Source organism: Nocardioides sp. NPDC127503, from assembly GCF_040302165.1.
Taxonomy (GTDB): Bacteria; Actinomycetota; Actinomycetes; order Propionibacteriales; family Nocardioidaceae; genus Nocardioides.
Window position 1 is genome coordinate 437,780 of record NZ_JBEORH010000004.1, and the last position, 17,611, is coordinate 455,390.

The following is a 17,611-nucleotide window of genomic DNA, read 5'->3' on the forward strand; positions in this document are numbered from 1 at the left end:
TCGGCCAGTCGTCGACAAAAAACTTTCGCAGTTCGATCAAAATTCGTACGCCGCGGGGCAAAGTGGCCCAAACCACCTCACCCCGCGGCGTACCTGTGATTGATCAGCTGTGCTTGATCAGTCCGGGCTTGGTCAGCAGCGCTTGATCAGTAGATCGTGGCGCCGTACACGCTGAGCGCCTCGGTCACCGGCTGAAAGAAGGTCGTTCCGCCGGTGGAGCAGTTGCCGCTGCCGCCGGAGGTCAGACCCAGCGCGGTCGAACCGGAGTAGAGCGCGCCGCCGGAGTCACCGGGCTCGGCGCACACGTTGGTCTGGATCAGGCCGCTGACGGTTCCCTCGGCGTAGCGGACGCTGGCGTTGACCGCCGTCACGGTGCCGGTGTGGACACCGGTGGTCGAACCGTCACGGGTGACGCTCTGGCCGACGCGAGCGGTGCCCGCGGTGAAGCCACCGGACTTCGAGATGGTCGAGTTGTAGCGGACGATGCCGTAGTCGTTGCCCGGGAAGCTCGAGCCGGCGGTCGAGCCGAGCAGCGTCGTGTTCGACGAGTTGGCGTACCAGGTCGAGACGCTGTTGGTGCAGTGGCCTGCGGTCAGGAAGTAGTCGGCGCCGCCGACCTTGACGTTGAAGCCGAGCGAGCAGCGGGAGCCGCCGCCGTAGATGGCGTCGCCGGGGCCGATGAGCGGGCTGAACTCACCCTTGGTGTGCTTGACCGTCACGGCCTCGTCGCCCTGGCTCGTCTTCTCGGCGGCAGCCTCCTTGACCTGGGCGATCTCGGACGCTGACACCGTCTCGTCGACGGTGACGACGACCTTGTTGGTGGCCGGGTCGGTGTACCACGACGAGCCGACCGGAGCGGACTCGGCGACAGCCGACTTGACCGACGCGACCTCGGCCTTGCTGAACTCGGCGTCCGCGGCGGCAGCCGGGACGGCGACGGCGGCGGAGGCCGCGAGACCCACACCCGCGGCAAGCGCGGCGATCGTGCGGGGACGGAAGGTGGTGCGTTGGAACCTCATACGTCTCCTCCTGGGGGAAAGGCCCACGTGTTGCGGGCTTCCGCCCCCGAATCCACGGGTTTCGCGGCTTACCGGGGGCGGGTAACTGAGTTTCGTGTTCTTTCCGTTTTCCCGCACCACATTCGATTCCCCAAGAATCTGCATTGCAAAGACTCGTTCTTCGGATTCTTGCAATGCAGCAACACGCGATTCCGCAGGGTTTTCGGCACCTCGCCCGAAGAAGAGGATTGGGTAAGCATTGCCAAGTTGTAGGTGCCCGGCTCGCGGGCCGCGTACGGTGGGTATCCGTGTTCATCTCGCTGCACGAGCGGGGATTCGGGCGGTATTTCGTCCGTCTTCCAAACCTTCGGCGTGGCGACCGTTGATAGATGGTAGACAAACCCCATGCCGTATCCGCCGCCCCCAGGCTCCCCCGGTTCGGGCGCGCCTGACGAGGAGCCGCAGAAGCAGCCTGCCCCTTTCGACTACAACGAGCGCCTGATCGGGCTCTCCGAGGAGATCGGCGGCAACCGGCCGGCCTTCAACGCCCGCAAGGAGCGCGCCGCCCAGGGCGGCCCGCTGCGCCAGGTGCTGACGATCGCCGTCTCGCTCGGGCTCGTGGTCGTGTGCGGGGTGGTCGTCTACGCCCTCTTCACCCGTGGGGACGATGCGGCCACGACCGCCGGATCGCCGACGGCGAGCGACTCGCCCTCGGCCGGCAGGACACCGAGCGATTCGGCGAGCCAGGGCGGCGGAAGCACTGACGTCGGCGGCGAGTCCAGCGGCAAGCCCGCCTGGCCCGGCACCAGCTCCCCGGCCGACCCGAGCGACGGCGCCACCACCTCGCGTTCGACCATCGGCCCCGAACACCTCTCCAAGGCCGACGTCCCGCGCCCCTGGGAGTTCACCTACGGCGACGTCACGCTGAAGGCCCGCTACCTGAGCGGCAAGGACTACTCCGGCTGCAAGGCGACGCTCAAGCCGGCGATCCGTGACCTCGGTTGCGACTACGCCGTCCGGGTCTCCTACAAGGCTCAGCGGGGCAACCTGCGGATGACCCACTTCATCTACGACTTCAGCACCGTCGAGGCCGCAGGCAAGGCCGCCACGAAGATCGAGCCGGAGCACGTGATCCCGCCCAAGGAAGCCTCCCTGCCCAGCTACACCCAGGGCTGGTTCAAGGTGAAGGACTACGGCAAGTACGTCGTCTACACCATGGTCACGGCCAGCGACGGCATCACCGTGGCCCAGGGCAAGGAGTACACCTCCTACGGCAACACCGACCTCGGCGCGGAGATCCTCTTCCGGATGTGAGCCCGCTCAGGTGAACCCGGTCAGGGGGTCGCCTGATCCCCTGCTTCGGGTGAGGCTCCTACCGTGGGCGAAGGCTGGGTCGAGGCGCTGCCGCTCTCGCTCGGCTGCGCCGACGGCGTGGCGCTCGAGCCGGTCGAGGTCGACGGCTCGGCGCTCGGCTCCTCCGGCGCGGCCGACTCCGACGGCTCGGCCGACTCCGAGGGCTCGGTGCTCGTGCTCGCGGACTCCTCCGGAGACGCGGTGCTGCTCGGCGACGGATCCTCGCCCCGCGGCTCGTCACCCTTCTCCGAGCCACCGCCGGTCACCCGGGAGATCGTCGTACCGCCATCCCCGCCGCGCGTGATCGAGCTGACGCTGCGTCCGGCCAGCAGCTCGAAGACGGTGATCACGGCGATCACGACCACGAACATCGCCAGCGACAGCAGCGCGATCCGCTTCCAGGGCAGAGTCTTGAGGCGCTCCTGCCACGACGGCATCGGCTCAGCGTCGCCGTCCTCGGCCATCTCCGCCGCCTCGGCCACGGAGTCCGACGCCGGCTCTGTCGCGGGCTCCGAGCCGCTCCGTACGCTGGCGAGACCGGCCGCCCGCCACCGGGCCAGGGCCTGGACGCTGGTCACCTTCTGGTGGCTCTTCGCGAGCCACTGGGAGTAGAGGTTGGTGCCGACCGTGGCCGCGACGCTGCCCATCGCCGCGCCGACGAGGGTCCCGACGGCACCGAGCGTGGAGAGCAGCAGGGCGGAGGTGACGGCAGCGAGGGCGCCTGCGGAGGTTGCGATCCAGTCGATGCGCGTTGGTTTCGTTTCTCGGGAATCGCTGGAGGGCGGGGTGTTGCTCATTAGGCCCAGATTAACTCGCGACCCGAGGCTACCGGCACCAACTTGACGCAGATCACCCGTGGATCAGGTCACGCTCCAGAGCCGCTGCGCCGGACATCAGGGTGGCGACGACGCTCGGCAGCGATTCCTTGTCGTAGCGGACGCTGGGCATGGAGATCGACATCCCCGCGACGACGTCGCCCCCGGCGCCACGGACGGGGACGCCGATGGCGACCACGCCACGCTCTGAGCGGCCGTCGTTGAAGGCGAAGCCGTTGCGGCGTACGCGCTCGAGATCGGTACGCAGCGCCTCGATGTCCGGGCGATCGGCCACGTGGTCGGCGTACCTCTCCCGGGAGTAGATCGACGCGAGCTCGTCGTCGGAGATCTGGGCCAGGAGCAGGAGGCCGGCGGTGGTGCGGTGGGCGGGGAAGACCATGCCCTCGCGGGAGCCGACCTTGAGCGACTGTGGCGACTCGACCGAGGCGATGAACCGGCAGGTGTCGCCGGTGCGTACGGCAACGTTGGCGGACTCACCGAGCAGGTCGACCAGGCGCTGCAGATGCGGCAGCGCGACCTGGCGGAGCCGGGATGCGGTCGAGCGGGAGTGGGCGGCCAGCTCCAGCACCGGGCCGGCGCGGTAGACCTTGTCCTCGTCCTGGACCGCGAAGTCGCGGTAGACCAGCATCGCGAGCAGCCGATGGGCGGTGGAGCGAGCGACGTCGAGCCGAGCCGCTGCCTCCGAGACGGTCATGCGGCCTTCGACCTGGAGGATCGCCGCCAGCTTGAGTGCGTGGTCGACGCTGGTGATCGCATACGGGGGCCGGGTCTTGAGCGGCTTGTCCATCCCACCTCTTCCTGATCACACCAAACCAAGCATCTATCGCTCGCCTCCGCAGGAGATTGACCGAGCTTGGGGCGGCGCTGTGACAATGGCCACGTCTTCGAGGCGATGCGTCCCGACCGCACCCAGATCGACCGCCGAGCGGACAGGCACCCTCACCAACACGATCGTGAAAGGCTGAACGCGATGTCCGTCCTGATCGGCACCACCCCGACGCGTACGTTCGACGACTCCCGACGCTGGGTCACCGAGGGCACCGCCCTGCTGACCGGCGCCATCGACGGTCTCGACAGCTCCGCCTTCGACAGTGACTCGCAGCTGCCGGGCTGGACCCGCAAGCACCTGGTCGGCCACGTCGCCGCCAACGCCGACGCCCTCGGCAACCTGATCTCCTGGGCCGAGACGGGCGTGGAGAAGCGGATGTACGCCTCCACGGAGCAGCGCAACGCCGACATCGAGGCGGCCGCGACGCGACCGGCCGAGGAGCTCCGCGCCTGGTATCACCGCGGCGCGGCAGAGCTCGACGAGGCCATGGACCGGCTGACCCCCGAGCAGTGGGAGCACGGGGTGATCACCGCCCAGCTCGTCACCCGGAAGGCGAGCGACGTCCCGTGGATGCGGGCCCGCGAGGTCTTCATCCACGCCGTCGATCTCGGCGTCGGGATCACCTTCGCCGACCTGCCCGACGACTTCCTGCTCGCGCTGGCCGACGAGATCCGTACGAAGCGGGGCCTCTCCGACGACGACCTGATCGGTGTCGAGGGCCCGCTTCCCGAGGTGGCTGCCTGGCTCGCCGGGCGACCGCACGACCTCATGGACGCGCCGACGCTCGGGCCGTGGCTGTGACCGTTCCTGGGATCAGCTCCAGCGGGCGAGCTTGTCCGGGTTCAGGACGATCCAGACGTCGGTGACCCGGCCGCCTGCGACCCGCAGGTTGGCGACCCCGCGGTGAGCGCCGTCCTCGACGAACGTGAAACCGAGGCCGTCGGCGGTGGCCTCCGTCCGGATCGCCCAGTCCGGCCGCTTCGTGAGTACGCCCAGCAGGAACCGCGCCACCTTCTCCGGCCCGGCGATCGGGTTGCGGGCCGCGCTGACCCGGCCGCCGTCGGAGCGGAGCGTGACCGACGGGTCCAGCAGCGTCACCAGTCGGCCGAGATCGCCGCCGGCGGTGGCCGAGACGAACGCGCGGACGACGTCGTCGTGCTCCGGCAGCGGGGCGACGTCGTCGCGCTGCTCGGCGACCCGGCGTCGGGCCGAGGCGGCGAGCTGCCGCACCGCGGCCGGTGAGCGGCCGACCACCCCGGCGATGTCGCCGAACGGGACGGCGAAGATGTCGTGGAGCACGAATGCGACCCGCTCGGCCGGGGTCATCGCGTCAAGCACGACGAGCAGCGCGGTGCTCACCGTGTCGTCCAGGGTCGCCCGGTCGGCCGGATCCTCGGGGGCGGCGAGGAAGCCCGGGCGGACGGGCTCGGGCAGCCAGGGGCCGACGTACCTCTCCCGGCGGCTGCGCGCCGACTTGAGTACGTCGAGGCAGACCCGGCTGGTCACGCGGCTCAGCCAGCCGGAGGGGTTGTCGATCGCCGCCCGCTCATCGTCGGAGAGGCGGTACCACCGCAGGTAGGTCTCCTGGACCGCGTCCTCGGCCTCCTCGACCGTGCCGAGCAGACGGTAGGCGAGCGCGATCAGACGGCGGCGCTCGACCATCACCTCGCCCAGGTCGTCCATGTCAGGCATCGTGGCATCTCCTCCGGGGTTCACCCAGTGTGACGAGCCAGACATCGCGATTGTGAGGTGGCGACCTCACATTCGCATCCGCCGCCTCGTCAACCTGACGAGTGCCCGCGCTGTGGCGGGCCCGACCCGAAGGACCCAGATGCTCGCCAACGTCAACGTGACCAAGCTGTTCCCCGCTGCGTACAAGGCTCAGATGGCCGTCGAGGAAGCTGTCGAGGAGGCCATCACCGTCGCCGGCCTCGACCGGCTCACTGTCGACCTGGTCAAGCTCCGCGCCTCCCAGATCAACGGCTGCGCCTTCTGCCTGCGGATGCACACCCAGGACGCCATCAAGAACGGCGAGACCACCGACCGTCTCGCCCTCGTCGCCGCGTGGTGGGAGTCGCAGTACTTCACCCCCGAGGAGCAGGCCGCGCTCACCATCGCCGAGCAGATCACCCGCATCGGCGACCTGCACACCGCTGCCACCCCGAAGGTCGATGTCGAGAGCATCCTCGACGCCAAGCAGATCGCCGCCCTCACCTGGGTCGCGATCTCCATCAACGCCTGGAACCGGATCGCGATCTCCAGCCACTACCCGGTCGCCCCGTGATCGGGAGGGCGTGAACGAGGTAGTCCGGGACGTTTCTGCCTATTACCTGCGGGTAGAGGGGCGGAAACGTCCCGGACTACTTCCGGCCGCTACCGATTGCTGTCGCGGCCGAGCAGGTAGCCGACCGCCAGCGCGACGATCGCCAGCGCCACCGGATAGCTGTGCAGGAATGACCGGAAGATCACGTCGGCCATGAAACCGAGCAGCTCGAGGATCACCCAGATCGCCAGGACCGCGCCGGCCGCGATGAGGAACTTCCACTTGGTCTCCATCTACTGGCTCACATAGAAGACGGCGGACGTGGTCGATCGAGGACGCATGGGGATCCTTTGTGCGGAGCGTGATGGGCCGAGATCGCGCCCACCCGTTGGCGCATCGCAGAAAGTAGCAGCGGGGATGGGGGCGTAGGAGAGAATCGTGGAACCGCGTGGGAACGTTTCTCCTACGTGAATCTTTACTCGGCCAGGGGGTCCGATGACTACGCCGACACCACCACCGCCGCCGGACGGGTACGGCGCGATGCCTCCTGCGCCGAACCTCCAGCCTGGCTGGCCGGCGAACGAAAATTCGTTCGGCTCGGAAGGGCCACCGCCGCCGGAGAAGCCGCACAACCCGTGGCCCATCGTCATCGGGCTCGGGGCGATCGCCGGGATCCTGATCATCGGCGTGATCATCACTGCGGCCATCGTCGTTCTCCGCGGCGAGGAGGACCCGACGGCGAAGCCGGGGCCGCTGACGGTGACCGCCACGCCGAGCACGTCGGCCTCCCCTGCTCCCGGCGGGCTGGCCGCGGACCTGTTCGAGGGTGACTGGAAGTTCAAGCTCGGCGACGTGAGCATGAACGCGACGTACGTGGCCGCTCAGGACTATCCGGACTGCGGGCCGATTGCGTCGGCGGCCCTGGAGAAGAAGGGCTGCGGCTATGCCGCGATGGGGATCCACGACGCCGAGGGCGGCAAGCTGCGGATGCTCCGGGTGATCTACGTCTTCGACAGCGAGGCGGAAGCGACGGCGGCCGCGGAGTCGGTCAAGGAGACCGACTTCGACCTGCCCACCGGCAGCCTCATCGCGGACGATGTGATCGGGAAGTGGGTCGCCAAGGACTCCTCCAAGGCGGTCGTCGTGGGCTTCGTGACCGCACAGAAGGGCGTACCGGAGACGACGGTCGACGACTACCTCCACTACGGCACCGCCGACATCGCGGGTGCCCTGATCTTCATGGACCTGTAGGCCGAACGAGGCGGCGATGACCCTCCAGCACCGGATCCAGTACGTCCTGGACGAGCTCGTCGCCAGCGGGACCGAGACCGGGCTGCAGGTCGCCGTCGACCACCGCGGCCACCGGGTCGTGGACGCCGTCGCCGGTCTCGCCGACAGCGGGACCGGCCGGCCGATCGGCCCGGAGACGCTGTTCTTCAGCTTCTCCACCGGCAAGGGGATGACCGCGTTGATCGCCCACCTCCTGGTCGGCAACGGCCTGGTCGGCTATGACACCCCGGTCGCGGACGTATGGCCGGAGTTCGGGGTGCGCGGCAAGGAGTCGGCGACGCTGGGGCACGTGCTGACCCACACCGTCGGCGTGCCCGCGATGCCGGGCGGACTCGGCCCCGGCGACCTGGCCGACTGGTCCCGGGTCTGCACGGCGATCGCCGGCGCGGAACCGCTGTGGCGACCGGGCACCCGGACCGGCTACCACTCGTACACCTTCGGCTTCCTGGTCGGCGAGATCGCGCGCCGGGTCACCGGGATGCCGATGGGACAGCTGCTGAACGACTGGGTCGCCACACCCCTCGGGGTCACCGGTGAGCTCTACTTCGGCGTCCCGCCGAGCGAGCTCACCCTGCTCGCCAGGCTCGAGGACGCCGAGCCGCCGGCACCCGAAATACCGGAGCCGGAAGGCATCCTGGCTCCCTGGGAGGGGCGACCCCGGGCATCGATGGGCAACGACCCGCAGCTCCTCCAGGCCGACGTCCCGTCGGTGGGCACCTTCACCGCGCGTGGGATCACGACCGCGTACGCCGCGATGCTGGACGGCCGGCTGATCGCCCCGGACCAGATCGAGGAGCTGTCGGCGGTCGCCTTCGAGGGCACCGACCAGGTCTTCGGCAACCCGGCCCGGCTGGCTCTGGGGTTTCCGTTGGGCCGCATCGGCGCCACGGCCGGCGAGGATCCGACCGCGCTCGGCTGGCCCGGCGGAGGAGGCAGCTATGCCTACGCCGACCCGGCCACCGGGATCTCGTTCGCGGTCACCAAGAACCGCCTCACTCCCGACTTCAGCACCGCCCAGCGCCTCGCGGACCTCGTGACCGCCGAGATCGGGCCGCCGGCCTGACCCGTCGCCGGAGTTCACCCGAGGTTTCTGAGTATTCGAAAGCGTTTGGTTCAGCGCACATGGCGGACTCATACCGTCGGTAGGCGTGTCCCCCAAGCAGCTCGTCTCGGGCAAGCTCCTGCGCGCCGTCGTTCCCACGATCGCGTTGTGCGGCGTCCTCGGCGCCGCCCTGAGCTTCCTGGTCCCGACGACCGCCTCGGCCGGCCCGACCGTCAAGGTCGCCCAGGCCGCACCGGTGCAGCCCGGCTTCCAGCGCTTCGCCTGGCTCAACGCCTGGGCCGACCACCACACCGCGCCCGGAGGCGCTGCCGCCGGACGGCTCGACGGCGTGCCGCGGATGCGGATCGTGGTGGGTCACCTGCGGCGTACGCTCATCGACTTCGGCGTCCTCGCCGAGGTGGAGGCGCCGCAGCGGGAGGCCTTCGAGTCGTTCGGGCGGGAGTACGCACTCGTCTCCACGCCCGACGCCACCGACGACGCGGTCTTCTACCGACGCTCGGTGTTCCGGCTGGTCAGCAAGGACACGGTCACCATGTACTACCGCCACGGCGCCCAAGTCAGCACGCCTGTGGTCGTGCTGGAGGAGCGTTCCTCCGGCCAGCGCGTAGGGGTCCTGCCCGTGCACTTCCCGGCGAGCCTGCCGTCCGCCCCCAGGCAGAAGCAGTGGCGCAACATCAACGCTCGGATCGTCAAGGAGGCGGTCGCCCGCGCCGAGGTGCCGATGGTCGTCGCCGGTGACTTCAACCAGCGCAACGACATCCTGTGCGACCTGACCTCACCCGGCACCGGTCTGGTGAGTCCGCTCGCGACGCACGAGAAGTGCGCCACCGCCCGCCGGGCGCCGATCGACCAGGCCTTCCTCAGCCCGTCGCTGCGGCCCGACCGCTACCAGGTCTACTCCGGCCCGTCGGCCCGCCGGGCCACCGACCACGGCGCGTTCTACCAGGTCAGGGTACGACTCTCCGACATCGCCTGAGTCCTCAGAAGTACGTCTGGACCAGCTCGGTCACGGTGTAGTCGAGGTCGACGACCGGGATCAGCCGCCACTTGTCGAACGCCGTGCACGGGTGCGAGATCCCGAAGCTGACCAGGTCGCCCGGCCGCAGCCCGGCGTCGGTGCGCAGGAAGGCGTGCTGGTCGGCCAGCTTCTCGACGGTGCCCTCGAGCGGCTCCGCGCCGCCGAAGCCGTTGCGCCGCACCGCGAGCGGGACGGGCAGTCCGCTGTCATAGGGCGCGTCCCGCCTGCCCATGCCGACGATGACCAGCCCCTCCTCAGGCGCCGAGACGACCTGCGCCCACACCTCGATGGCCGGGTCCAGGGTGCCCTCGATGCGGTTGTAGGGCGTCCTCCCGGCGTAGAGCCCGTGGTCGTGGGTGACGTACGTCCCGCTGCGCAGCACCTTGCGAGGCGTCATCCCGTCCGGCCAGCCGGCGGACCAGCGCTCGGCGAGCACGTCGAAGAAGGCGCTGCCACCTGCGGAGACGATGGCGTCGGCGGCGATCAGGCCCAAGGTGTACAGCCTCGAGGCGAGCTCCTTGAGGCGGTCGAAGTAGTCGCCGACCTCCTCCGCCGTCCGCAGCCCGCCCTCGTAGCCGGCGACCCCTGCCAGGAGTACGCCAGGCGTGGAGTCGACCACCCGCGCGAGCTCGACGGCCTCCTGGACGGAGCGACAGCCGGTGCGCCCGCCCGGAAAGCCCAGGTCGATCAGCACGGCCAGCGGCCGGTCCTCGACGCCGACCAGGGCCGACGCCTCGGCCGCTACCTCGACGCCCTCCGCCGAGTCGACCCAGTGCAGGTGAAGGAACTCCGGGTCGGCCGCGCGCTCGGAGGCCACCCAGCTCAGCGCACTGTGATCGAGGATCTCGTTGGCGACCAGGACCCGGCGTACGCCGGCATGGCGCGCGACCAGGGCCTGGCTGGGTGAGGCGACCGTGATCGCCCAGGCGCCGGCGTCCAGCTGTCTCTGGTAGAGCGACGGCGCCATCGTGGTCTTGCCGTGCGGCGCGAGCAGCAGGCCGTGCTCCTCCGCGAAGCCCGCGAGGGTCGCGATGTTGTGCTCCAGCGCGCTCTTCTTGAGCACCATCACCGGCCAGGTGAACGAGCCGTCGAAGAGGTTGCGGCCGGAGGCAGCGTACGTGGTGAGATCGACGGCTTCTCCCGGCTCCCAGAAGCCCTTGTCCGCCCAGGTCACATGATCGTCCATCGGGACAGAACCTACCGAGGGCCCATCTTCGGGGCATCGGGTTTCGAGAAAACTTGGAAATCCCCAGGGAGGTACCGGCGTCGCTTATCGTGACGCCATGGCCAACCGTGCGGCTCAGAGGGCGATGACTCGCCAGCTCCTGCTGGACGCAGCAATGGACCGGTTCGTCGCGAGCGGCTACGCGGCCACGACGATCGACGAGATCGCCTCGGCGGCAGGCACCACCCGGGTGACGTTCTATGCCTACTTCCCCTCGAAGTCCGAGGTCATCAAGGCCTTGATCGCCGAGCGCCTCGAGGACGAGCTGGTCCAGCTCCGCTCCCCACAGGGGAGTTCGCGCGGCGGCCTCGCCGACGCGGTGGCGGTCGGCACCCGCGAGCAGCTCGGTGCCTGGATCCGGCGGGCCGTAGCCGGGTGGCCGGGGGTGCGTCCGATCGTCACGATCGCCCGGGCCGCCCAGGCCGTCGATCCCGACCTCACCCGCATCGTCGACTCCTGGACGGACGAGACGATCGAGGACGTCAGCGTTGGTCTGGACAAGGCGGACCGGTTCGACGCCGACAGCCGGCGGCTGCGCGGCGCACTCGCGGTCGGCCAGCTCGACTATCTGTTCCAGCGCTGGACGGACGGGTTCTGGGGCGTCGAGCACGACCGCATGTGCGAGCTGCTCACCGAGAGCTGGTTCCAGCTGCTGGGCGAGTGACCCGGCAGGTCACAGGAAGGTCTGGCCCTCGCCCCGGTAGGTCGGCGCGACGGTGATGATCGAGTCGCCCTCGATCAGCTGGAGCGTGTCGAGCCGCTCGCAGACCTCGCCCGCCTTCGCGTGTCGGAACCAGACCTTGTCACCGATCGCAAGCTGGTCGGCGGCATGCCCGCGCAGCGGCGTCTGGACCTCCCCGGCGCCTTCGGTGCCGACGTACTCCAGACCGAAGGGGTAGGTCGGGCTCGGCACGCGGTCGAGTCCGGGCGGGCCCGAGGCGATCCAGCCACCACCGGCGACGGTGACGATGCCGGGCCCGGGGCGGCGGACCACGCTCAGCCCGAAGTACGCCGCGGGGTGGGGCGTGAAGCCGTCGTAGCGATCGAAGAGGGTCGGGCCGTAGAGCCCGGACCCAGCCGCGATCTCGGTCACCGAGGGGTCGGCGTGGGTGGACTCGATCGAGCCCGTGCCGCCGCCGTTGACGAACTCGAGGTCGGTCAGGGAGCGTACGGCGGCGACGATCTTTCCGCGGCGCTCGGTGATCTCGGCGATGGAGGCCTTCTTCATCCTCCTGATGACGGCCGGGGGCGGGTTGCCACCGAGCGGACGGTCGACGGTGCCGGCGACCTGGCCCTCGTAGGCCATCAGCCCGACCAGCTGGAAGTCCGGGTCCTCGGCGACGATCCGGGCGAGGGCGACGGCGTCCTCGGGGGTGCGGACCGGGGAGCGCCGGGCGCCGAGCCAGATGCGGCGGGCGATGACCAGCGCGGCGTCGAGGTCGATGGCCACGCGTACGGGGGCAACGGGGGTGCCGATCGCGGCCTTGACCAGCGACAATCCCTCGGCGCTGTCGATCATCAGGGTGACCCGGGCGAGCTTCTCCTCGTCCTTCGCGAGGGTGGCGAGCGCGGCTCGGTCGGCGGTCGGGTAGCCGACCACGACGTCGTAGTGCGTCTCGGCCAGCCACAGCGCCTCGAAGAGCGTGAAGGCCAGGATCCCCTCGTATCCCTCGCGAGCGAGCACCCGGTCGATCAGGGCCCGGCAGCGTACGGACTTGCTGGCCACTCGGATCGGGGTGCCGGCGGCACGGCGTACGAGGTCGTCGGCGTTGGCGTCGAACGCCGCGAGGTCCACCGCCCCGACGGGTCCGTCGAGACGGGCGGTCGCCCGGTCGAGCCGTTCGTGCTGCTGGGCGGAGAGATGGTGGGAAGTCGTGACCACGACGCAAGTGTCTATGCCCCACGCGGCGCTCGCGTCAACGGGAGGTGACCAACTGTGCCGCCGCGCGGGCCGTTCGATGCGGGCGAAGGCGTTGACCGGGCGGCTCCGAGGCGACACCCTTTCCCGCGTGAGCGAGTGGCAGAACTGGGCAGGCAACCAGCACGCGGGCGCGATCGAGGTCGTGCTGCCTCGCGACGAGGCAGAGCTCTCGGCGGTCGTCGTGGCCGCGGCGGAGGCCGGGCGGAGGATCAGGCCGATCGGCGCTGGCCATTCGTTCACCGCGATCGGGTCGCCGGTCGACCTCCAGGTCAGCCTGGACCGTCTCTCTGGGATCGTCCGGGCGGATGCGACGACCGGCCTGGTGACGGTACGCGGCGGTACCCGCCTCAAGGTCCTCAACCGCGCGCTCGAGGCGCTCGGTCTGTCGATGACCAACCTCGGTGACATCGAGGAGCAGTCGATCTCCGGGGCGATCTCGACCGGCACCCACGGCACGGGCGCGCGGTTCGGCGGCCTGGCGACCCAGGTACGCGGCCTGCGACTGCTCCTCGCCGACGGCTCCGTGATCGCCTGCTCGGCTGAAGAGAATCCCGAGGTCTTCGACCTCGCTCGCGTGGGGCTCGGTGCGCTCGGGATCATCGTCGAGGTCACGCTCCAGACCGAGCCTCTCTACGCGCTGAACGCACGCGAGGGCAACGGGGAGCTCGCCGAGGTGATGGCGTCGTTCGAGGAGCACGCGTCGGGCACCGACCACTTCGAGTTCTACTGGTTCCCGCACACCACCCGGGTCCTGACCAAGCACAACACCCGGCTGCCGTTGCCCGAGACTCCGCTGGCGCCGGTGGGCCGGGTCCGCGGGTGGTTCGACGACGAGCTCCTCTCCAACCAGGCGTTCGGCGCGACCGTCGGTCTCGGTCTTCGGGTCCCCGGTCTGGTGAAGCCGCTGGCCCGTTTCGCCGCCTCCGCCCTCTCGCCGCGCGAGTTCACCGACATCTCCTACCGCGTCTTCACCTCGCAGCGGAAGGTGCGGTTCGTGGAGAGCGAGTACGCCGTCCCGCGTGCCGTCGGCATGGAGGTCCTCGCTTCGCTGCAGCGCGCCGTCGAGGCTTCGTCGTGGAACATCTCCTTCCCGGTCGAAGTACGGGTGGCCGGCGCCGACGACATCCCGCTGTCCACCGGGTTCGAGCGCGAGAACGTCTACATCGCCATCCACACGGCGCCCTCCTCACCCTGGCGCGAGGAGTACTTCGCGACCTTCGAGCGCATCGCCGGCGAGGCCGGCGGCCGCCCGCACTGGGGGAAGATGCACACGCTCACCGCCGCTGACCTGGGCGAACGCTATCCGCGGTTCGGCGACTTCGTCGCGCTGCGCGACAAGCTCGACCCGTCGCGCACCTTCGGCAACCCCTACCTCGAACAGGTCCTCGGCTCTTAACCTGCACTTCTCCCCCGGGTCACCGGCGGGCTCTAGCGTGACCCGATGCCGCAGCCTCCCCGACCGCCGCGCATCGCTGAGATCCACGGGCTGCGGGGGCTGGCGCTGGCGCTTGTGGTGGTCTTCCACCTCTTCGGCAACGGCCGCGTCTCCGGCGGCGTCGACGTCTTCCTGGCGCTGACCGGATTCCTGGTGACCCGGTCGCTCGTCCGCCGGGTCGCCTCGTCCGAGCTGCGCCTGGGCGAACACTACGGACGTACGTTCCTGCGGCTCTCGGCTCCCACGCTGGTCGTGCTCGCGGGGACGGCGGTGCTGATGGTGACGGTCATGCCGCGGTCGATGTGGAGCTCGACGCTGCGGGAGATCGCCGCATCGGCGGCGTACGTCCTGAACTGGGAGATGATCCGGTCGCAGCTCGCCTACGGGGCGGCCGGGCCGAGCGCGAGCCCGCTGCAGCACTTCTGGTCGCTGGCGGTGCAGGGACAGTTCCTGCTGGTCTGGCCGGTGGTGGTGCTGGTGATCTGCCGGGTGGCGCGGGCCCGGCTGCGGCTCGTGCTGGCACTCGTCGTGGCGGTGGCGACGGTCGCCTCGTTCGTCTTCGCGTGGCGGCTGGGGATCACCGACCAGCAGGTGGCCTACTTCCACACCGGGGCACGCTTCTGGGAGCTCGGCGTGGGCGCGCTGCTCGCGCTCGGGCTCGACCGTCTCCGCCCGCCGGGGGCCGCCCGCCCGGTGCTCGCCTGGGCCGGGCTGGTGCTCGTCGCGAGCTCGGGGTTCGTGCTCGACGGCGCGGCGCTCTTCCCCGGGCCGTGGGCGCTGTGGCCGGTCGGCGGGGCGCTGCTGGTCGTGATCGGATCCGGCGCGGCCTACTCCTGGGGACCGCAGCGGCTCCTCGCGGTGAGGCCGCTGCGGTTCGTCGCGGACATTTCCTTTCCCCTCTATCTGTGGCACTGGCCGCTGCTGGTGGCATGGCTGAGCTGGACGTACGCCACCAGGACCACGCTCCTCGCCGCGGTCGTCGTGCTCTCGGCCTCGGTCGTCCTGGCCTGGCTCACCCACCGGTTCGTCGAGCTGCCGGTCACGCGCGTCGGGGCGTCTTTCGCGGGCCTCACACGTCTTGTGACCATCCCGGTCGTGCTCGCGCTCGTCGCGGGCACGACGATGGCCGGCGCCACCGCGGTGGAGCGCCAGGACGCCGCGGCCAGGGCGGCCGCCGTCGACGCCGCGAAGAGGTACGCCGGCTGCATCGGCGCCGCCGCCATGGACCCCGCGACCGCCGGCTGCGAGGGTCCGGACCGGCTGCTCGATGCCAGCCTCGGCTACCAGGCGCCCGACGGATCGGACTGCTGGTCCAACAAGGAGCGGCCGGTGCGGTTCAAGGTCTGCACGCTCGGGCCTACCAGCGGCTACACGCGGCGGCTGCTCGCGATCGGCGACTCGCACAACCACCAGCTCGTACCCGCCTACCGTGAGATCGCCGAGCAGCGCGGGTGGCGCATCGACGTCGCCAGCCGCGCCGGCTGCCACTGGAACGCGCGCGATCGCGTCGGCGCTCCGGGGACGACCGTCGAGCTGTGCCGGGAGTGGAAGTCGCGGCTCGCGACCTATCTTTCCGAGGAGGAGGGGATCGATGCGTACGTCGTCATCCACTCCAGCCAGGTCTCGGTCGAGGCCGTCGGCGACGAGACTCCCGGCGAGGCGCTCAGCCGTGGTCTCGCGGAGGCCTGGGCGAGCCGGCCGGACCCAGCCGTGCCCGTTATCGCGATCCGGGACAGCCCGATCTTCGAGGGCAGCACCACCCGCTTCGCCCGCGTGGTCCAGCCGTGCATCGACGACGCCGGCCTCGCCTCGGGGTCGACCTGTGCGCGCGACCGGGATCGGGTCGTACGCGACGACGGCACCGCCGGCGCGGCTCGCCTGACCCCGAACGCCCATCGTGTCGACCTCACCGACTACTTCTGCGAGCCCGACACCTGCTCCCCCGTCGTCGGCAACCTGCAGGTCTACCAGGACGGCTTCCACATCTCGCCGCTCTACGCCGCCACCCTCGCGCCCTACCTCGGCGAACGGATCGCGGCGATCCTGCGCTGACCTCGGCCGAGCTAGGCGGCCGCCGGCTCCGGCTCGGGCTCGTCCTCGTGCGGGAAATGGGTCTGTTTGAAACGTACGGCCATCCTCGTCGACGGCCCCATGGCGGCGGCAGCGGCGACGACGATCGCGCCGATCACGAGCCAGCCAGCCCCGCTGTAGAAGTCGGGGTGCCAGCCCATGGCGAGGAAGGTGAACAGGGCCGGGGCCCAGGCGCCGCCGAGCTGGCGGCCGATGCCGGCGACGCCTTCGTACTCGCCCCGTCGCTCGGGGTCCATGAGCTCGGCCTGGAAGGCCCACGAGGCGGAGCCGATGGCCAGCTCGGCGCCAGTCACGGCGACGTGGCCGAGCCAGACCAGGAAGATCGTGAGGAACCCGCGGGTGTCGTGAGTGACCAGCGTGATCGCGCAGGCGGCGACGAAGAACGCGCTGCTCCACCACACCCGGCGCAACGCGTCGCGTACGTTGCGGACGCCCTTGGACGTGTAGGCCGGGAGGATGATGCAGAGCACCGTGTTGGTCGCGAAGAGCCAGGCCAGCAGCCAGCGCGGGGAGTCGGTGTATTCGACCAGCCACAGCGGGATCACGGTGTGCAGCAGCACCTGGTTGGACCACAGGGTGCCGGTGAAGGTGGTCACCAGGAGCCAGCCGACGTTGCGCAGTGCGCCGGGGCCGGGCAGCTTCTCGGTGACCTCGCCGGCCGCGCGGCGCTCGTCGTGCGGCGCCCTCGGCAGCCGGGAGATCCAGACGGAGTTGGCGATCCCGATGGCCAACGCGAAGAACGGCACGCCCCACTTGAGGACCGTGTCGGTGTCCAGCGCGAGCGCGATGCCGGCGATCAGGGCGCCGATGGTGAAGCCGAGGTTGAGGCTGGAGTACATGAACGCCTGGGTCGCGACCCGCTCCTTGTCGGGCAGCACATCGAGGACGTACGCATTCCGGCCGGCGCCGCCTGCGTTGTTGACCACCTCGAAGACGACGATGACCGCCAGGTAGGCCCAGAAGCCGTGGATGAACGGCATCGTCGCGAACATCAATGCGCTGATCAGCGCGCTGATCGCCCAGATCCGCTTCGGGCCGATGAAGTCGGCCAGCCGGCCCATCGGGTAGGCGGTGAGGAACGACGCGATCCCCGCCACCGTCAGACCGACACCGATCTGCGCCGGGCTCAGGCCGACGAACGCGACGAGGTAGAAGGCCGCCGCGGTGTTGAACGTCCCGTCCCCCGCCGCGAAGAGCAGCGACTGCGTCGCCAACCGCCGCGACAACGGTGTCGGCGGGATGAGGTTGCTGATGAAACCGGGCGGGGGCACCGGCCAATTCCACCACCG

At 70.1% G+C, this 17,611-nt stretch carries 17 protein-coding genes; 9 read left to right on the forward strand and 8 right to left on the reverse strand.

What is annotated here, in order from left to right; genetic code table 11:
• Nucleotides 1-146: 146 nt before the first annotated feature.
• A complete protein-coding gene (locus tag ABTW65_RS12020) occupies nt 147-1,019 on the reverse strand; it encodes a S1 family peptidase (protein ID WP_350660318.1) in 873 nt (290 codons plus the stop codon).
• Nucleotides 1,020-1,403: 384 nt separating this feature from the next.
• Between ABTW65_RS12020 and ABTW65_RS12025 the strand changes: the two genes are divergently transcribed.
• On the forward strand, nt 1,404-2,312 hold the full coding sequence (locus ABTW65_RS12025; RefSeq protein WP_350660319.1) for a hypothetical protein: 909 nt from the start codon (nt 1,404-1,406) through the stop codon (nt 2,310-2,312).
• A 20-nt stretch (nt 2,313-2,332) separates the two neighbouring features.
• Here the strand turns inward: ABTW65_RS12025 and ABTW65_RS12030 are convergent, their stop codons facing one another.
• Together ABTW65_RS12030 and ABTW65_RS12035 are read right to left on the reverse strand one after the other, a co-directional pair.
• Nucleotides 2,333-3,148, reverse strand: coding sequence for a hypothetical protein (locus ABTW65_RS12030; RefSeq protein ID WP_350660320.1), 816 nt, complete (start codon nt 3,146-3,148; stop codon nt 2,333-2,335).
• Between the two features lie 52 nt (nt 3,149-3,200).
• Entirely contained in the window at nt 3,201-3,974 is a 774-nt protein-coding gene (locus ABTW65_RS12035) for an IclR family transcriptional regulator (RefSeq protein ID WP_350660321.1), read from the reverse strand.
• 183 nt (nt 3,975-4,157) lie between these two features.
• Between ABTW65_RS12035 and ABTW65_RS12040 the strand changes: the two genes are divergently transcribed.
• Nucleotides 4,158-4,817, forward strand: coding sequence for a maleylpyruvate isomerase family mycothiol-dependent enzyme (locus ABTW65_RS12040; protein ID WP_350660322.1), 660 nt, complete (start codon nt 4,158-4,160; stop codon nt 4,815-4,817).
• Between the two features lie 12 nt (nt 4,818-4,829).
• Here the strand turns inward: ABTW65_RS12040 and sigJ are convergent, their stop codons facing one another.
• Complete coding sequence (sigJ, locus tag ABTW65_RS12045) at nt 4,830-5,708, reverse strand: RNA polymerase sigma factor SigJ (protein WP_350660323.1); 879 nt, start codon at nt 5,706-5,708, stop codon at nt 4,830-4,832.
• A gap of 139 nt (nt 5,709-5,847) precedes the next feature.
• Here sigJ and ABTW65_RS12050 point away from each other — a divergent pair, with 139 nt between their 5' ends.
• A complete protein-coding gene (locus ABTW65_RS12050; protein ID WP_350660324.1) occupies nt 5,848-6,300 on the forward strand; it encodes a carboxymuconolactone decarboxylase family protein in 453 nt (150 codons plus the stop codon).
• Nucleotides 6,301-6,389: 89 nt separating this feature from the next.
• Here the strand turns inward: ABTW65_RS12050 and ABTW65_RS12055 are convergent, their stop codons facing one another.
• A complete protein-coding gene (locus tag ABTW65_RS12055) occupies nt 6,390-6,572 on the reverse strand; it encodes a hypothetical protein (protein WP_350660325.1) in 183 nt (60 codons plus the stop codon).
• A 202-nt stretch (nt 6,573-6,774) separates the two neighbouring features.
• On the opposite strand from ABTW65_RS12055, the gene ABTW65_RS12060 reads away from it, so the two are divergent.
• The 3 genes from ABTW65_RS12060 (at nt 6,775) to ABTW65_RS12070 (ending at nt 9,608) form a co-directional block, all read left to right on the forward strand.
• Nucleotides 6,775-7,530 (forward strand): hypothetical protein, encoded by a 756-nt coding sequence (locus ABTW65_RS12060; RefSeq protein ID WP_350660326.1) that lies wholly within the window; start codon nt 6,775-6,777, stop codon nt 7,528-7,530.
• A gap of 16 nt (nt 7,531-7,546) precedes the next feature.
• Entirely contained in the window at nt 7,547-8,632 is a 1,086-nt protein-coding gene (locus ABTW65_RS12065; protein WP_350660327.1) for a serine hydrolase domain-containing protein, read from the forward strand.
• An 85-nt stretch (nt 8,633-8,717) separates the two neighbouring features.
• Nucleotides 8,718-9,608 (forward strand): endonuclease/exonuclease/phosphatase family protein, encoded by an 891-nt coding sequence (locus tag ABTW65_RS12070; protein WP_350660328.1) that lies wholly within the window; start codon nt 8,718-8,720, stop codon nt 9,606-9,608.
• Between the two features lie 4 nt (nt 9,609-9,612).
• On the opposite strand, the gene ABTW65_RS12075 is transcribed toward ABTW65_RS12070, so the two are convergent.
• Nucleotides 9,613-10,836: an alanine racemase gene (locus ABTW65_RS12075; protein ID WP_350660329.1), complete on the reverse strand. Its 1,224-nt coding sequence runs from the start codon at nt 10,834-10,836 to the stop codon at nt 9,613-9,615.
• Between the two features lie 97 nt (nt 10,837-10,933).
• On the opposite strand from ABTW65_RS12075, the gene ABTW65_RS12080 reads away from it, so the two are divergent.
• Nucleotides 10,934-11,539 (forward strand): TetR/AcrR family transcriptional regulator, encoded by a 606-nt coding sequence (locus tag ABTW65_RS12080; RefSeq protein WP_350660330.1) that lies wholly within the window; start codon nt 10,934-10,936, stop codon nt 11,537-11,539.
• Between the two features lie 9 nt (nt 11,540-11,548).
• On the opposite strand, the gene ABTW65_RS12085 is transcribed toward ABTW65_RS12080, so the two are convergent.
• Entirely contained in the window at nt 11,549-12,757 is a 1,209-nt protein-coding gene (locus tag ABTW65_RS12085; RefSeq protein WP_350660331.1) for an amino acid deaminase/aldolase, read from the reverse strand.
• Between the two features lie 127 nt (nt 12,758-12,884).
• Between ABTW65_RS12085 and ABTW65_RS12090 the strand changes: the two genes are divergently transcribed.
• Nucleotides 12,885-14,192, forward strand: a complete 1,308-nt coding sequence (locus ABTW65_RS12090; protein WP_350660333.1) for a D-arabinono-1,4-lactone oxidase — start codon at nt 12,885-12,887, stop codon at nt 14,190-14,192.
• Nucleotides 14,193-14,237: 45 nt separating this feature from the next.
• A complete protein-coding gene (locus tag ABTW65_RS12095) occupies nt 14,238-16,283 on the forward strand; it encodes an acyltransferase family protein (RefSeq protein ID WP_350660334.1) in 2,046 nt (681 codons plus the stop codon).
• Between the two features lie 11 nt (nt 16,284-16,294).
• Here ABTW65_RS12095 and ABTW65_RS12100 read toward each other — a convergent pair whose 3' ends face one another.
• Nucleotides 16,295-17,593, reverse strand: coding sequence for an MFS transporter (locus ABTW65_RS12100; protein ID WP_350660335.1), 1,299 nt, complete (start codon nt 17,591-17,593; stop codon nt 16,295-16,297).
• Nucleotides 17,594-17,611: the final 18 nt, after the last annotated feature.